Here is a 3,323-nt window from a genome sequence, read left to right as displayed (position 1 = left end):
TTATAAGGGTGCAGGAACATATGTGTATGCCCCTCTATTAAGCCCGGCAGCAAGGTTTGCTGCGGCAGGTTAATAGTGCGCACCTGCGCCGGTACAGTGAAAGAACCGGCCGGACCGGCGGCTGCAATGGTATTTCCTTTTACCAGCACCTGCCAGCCTTTTTGCAGGGTGTGGCCGTCAAATACCTGCATGGGCTGCAGCAGGATGTAGCCGGTATCTATGGGCTGGGCTATTAGCCGGCTACAGTAAAAGCATAAGATCAAACAAATAAGGCGCATAAAAGGGATTGTTATTACAAGATAACAACTCATCCTGCACAGACCTAAGGAGTACTGAAAAATGTGCACCACATCATGAAAGCGTGGCGCATTTGCCTACGTCATTTGTCAGATAAGCCATATATACTCCATATATACTCCATATCTGAGCCATATATGTCCCATCCCTTATAAGAGATGGATTATCTATGGGTTAGTTATGACGTAATTACGGCTTAATTATACTTCACTCTTAAGAACCCATAATATTTTTCTACTTTTAAAATATAATTGCCGGTCAATCCGTCATGCCTTAATACCCTCATTCAGATCAACTATGAAAAAAGCCAACGGAAGCACCACACCTGCCGGAAACAAACCTCCCAAAATAGCCGCCCTTATTAAGCCTTACCGGGGAATGGTGCTGTTGCTGGTATTGCTGGCGCTTCTCAGTAACGGGTTAAACCTGGTTATACCCCGCATTATTGCCTACGGGATCGATTCCTTTGGCAAAGGGCAGCTGGTGTATAAACCTATTCTCATTTACTTTGCCGGCGCCAGTGTGCTCATTTTCATTTTTACGTACCTGCAGAACATTGTACAAACCTATGCTTCTGAACGGGTGGCCCGCGACCTGCGCACCCGCCTGGCCTTAAAAGTATCGGGACAGAGCTATGCACAGATCCAGGAAAGCAACCCGGCCAAGCTGCTCACCAACTTCACGGCGGATATTGATACAGTAAAGCTGTTCATTTCACAGGCCGTATCCTCTATTGCATCTTCCGTGGTTATTATCATAGGCGCCGCCATTTTGTTAATGGAGATCAACTGGAAACTGGCGCTGGCCGTGCTCATGATCATCCCGATGATCACCATCACCTTTGTAATGGTGTTTGGCAGAATGAGGGCGCTGTTCCTGAAAGTAAGGGCTACCACCGACTGGCTGAATAAAGTGATCACGGAAAGTATCTTGGGTTCCGCCCTGATACGGGTGCTGAATGCGCAGCTGCTGGAATACGATAAATTCTATACTGCCAATACAGATGCCAGGAACATTGGCCTGGACATTATGCGGCTGTATGCCCTGCTGATACCGGTGATCTCCTTTATTGCCGGTATAGCCATTGTAACCATCCTGGCGCTGGGCGGGCATTTTGTGATCAGCGGCAGCATGACCCTGGGCGACCTTGCAGCCTTTAACAGCTATCTTGCCATTCTCATTTTTCCCATTGTGCTGATCGGTATTATGAGTAACGTGATCGCACAATCCACCGCTGCCTACCAGCGCGTGCAAATGGTATTATCCATGCCGGATGCCGTGGAAACCGGTACGGTAACAGAAGCTATCCGCGGCGACATCAGCGTACAAAACCTGCACCTGCAGTATGAAGGTAAACCGGTATTAAAGGATATTTCCTTTTCCGTAAAAGCCGGTACAAAAACAGCTATCATTGGCCCAACAGCAGCAGGTAAAACACAGCTGTTATACCTGCTCACCAATCTGGGTAAGCCGGATAGCGGCACCATTCTTTATGACGGGCATGAGCTGAGCACCTATAACCGCGATGCATTGCACAAGCAAATAGGCATGGTGTTCCAGGACAGCATTATCTTCAACATAAGCCTGCGGGAGAACATTGCGTTCAACGACAGCGTAACGGCAGATGCTATGGAACGCGCTATTACCACTGCTGCGCTGAAAGACTTTACGGATGCACTGCCGCAGCAGCTGGAAACCATGGTATCTGAACGCGGCACCAGCCTTTCCGGCGGACAAAAACAACGCATTATGCTGGCGCGTGCGCTGGCCATTGATCCGAAAATTTTATTGCTGGATGATTTTACCGCGCGGGTGGACAGCAGCACGGAACAACAGATCCTGCAAAACCTGTCCTTATATTACCCGGACCTTACCCTGGTATCCGTAACGCAAAAGATTGCCTCCATTGAGCATTATGACCAGATCATATTACTGATGGAAGGCGAAATTGTGGCTTCCGGCACCCACGAAACACTGATGCAAAGCTGTCCGGAATATGTACAGATCTATCAATCACAACGCAGCACCAATCACTATGAATTACAATCTAAATAGCACTGCTGATCCGGCACAGAAAACCAGCACCCTTTCGGCGCTGAAAAAGTTATTCCGGTTCCTGGCAGCGGAGCAAAAAACCTTGCTGCTGGCTTTTTTCACTATTATCGTCAGCTCGGGATTAAACCTTACGGGGCCTATCATCATCGGCTATACGATCGATCATTTTATACAAAACCATCAATACCACAATGTGCTGCTCTTTTGCGGATTGTTGTTACTGGTATATACCGCAGCCTTTATAGCCAACTACCTGCAGGCCCGCCTGATGGGCGGTATAGGCCAGCGCATGCTGTTTAACCTGCGCAACGCGGTGTTTGCCAAGCTGCAGGAGCTGCCTGTAGCTTTCTTTAACCAGAACAAAACCGGCGATCTTATTTCCCGTATCAATAATGATACGGATAAGGTGAACCAGTTCTTTTCGCAGTACCTGCTGCAGTTTGTGAGCAATATATTCCTGATGACGGGTTCCGGTATTTTCCTGCTGTCTATTCATCCGCGTTTGGGCGGGGCTGCGCTGGTGCCGGCGCTTTCGTTGTTGGTATTCACCCGTTTGATCTCGCCCTGGGTGCGCAGGAAAAATGCCGCCAATATGAAAAGCACCGGCAGCATGAGCGCAGAGATCCAGGAAAGCCTGAACAACTTTAAAGTGATCATCGCCTTTAACCGGCGGGATTATTTCCGGAAACGTTTTGATGAGGTGAATAAGCAGAACTACGGTACTGCTATTGGTGCTGGCATGGCCAACAACGTATTTATGCCGGTGTTTGGCTTATGCGCGCAGCTGGCGCAGCTAACCGTGCTTACGTATGGCATTTACCTGGTAGCTACCGGGCAGTTCACGATTGGAATGCTCATCAGCTTCTTTGCATACGTCACCAACTTTTATAATCCTATACGCCAGCTTTCTGTGCTCTGGGCTAACTTCCAGGTAGCGCTGGCCGGCTGGGACCGCATCTCACAGATCCTTA

The 3,323-nt window shown here is 48.8% G+C and carries 2 protein-coding genes and 1 pseudogene; 2 read left to right on the top strand and 1 reads right to left on the bottom strand.

The features are described from left to right. Window positions 1-278 (bottom strand): annotated as a pseudogene (locus VIM87_RS24510) (amidohydrolase family protein); the annotation flags it as partial. 316 nt (window positions 279-594) lie between these two features. Here VIM87_RS24510 and VIM87_RS24505 point away from each other — a divergent pair. Further along, window positions 595-2,352 carry an ABC transporter ATP-binding protein gene (locus VIM87_RS24505; RefSeq protein ID WP_331999539.1) on the top strand — a complete coding sequence of 586 codons (1,758 nt, stop codon included), beginning with the start codon at window positions 595-597 and terminating at the stop codon, window positions 2,350-2,352. Further along, a partial coding sequence (locus tag VIM87_RS24500) for an ABC transporter ATP-binding protein (RefSeq protein ID WP_331999538.1) occupies window positions 2,333-3,323 on the top strand: 991 nt, incomplete at its 3' end. The genes VIM87_RS24505 and VIM87_RS24500, both read left to right, overlap by 20 nt.

The organism is Chitinophaga sp., from assembly GCF_036569125.1.
Taxonomy (GTDB): domain Bacteria; phylum Bacteroidota; class Bacteroidia; order Chitinophagales; family Chitinophagaceae; genus Chitinophaga.
The sequence above is the reverse complement of the archived record's forward strand: the minus strand, read 5'-3'. Positions and strand labels throughout refer to the sequence as shown.

What these genes read in the sequence shown, in the direction of transcription:
- VIM87_RS24505 (WP_331999539.1), top strand. Translation starts at nt 595, where the DNA reads ATGAAAAAAGCCAACGGAAGCACCACACCTGCCGGAAACAAACCTCCC.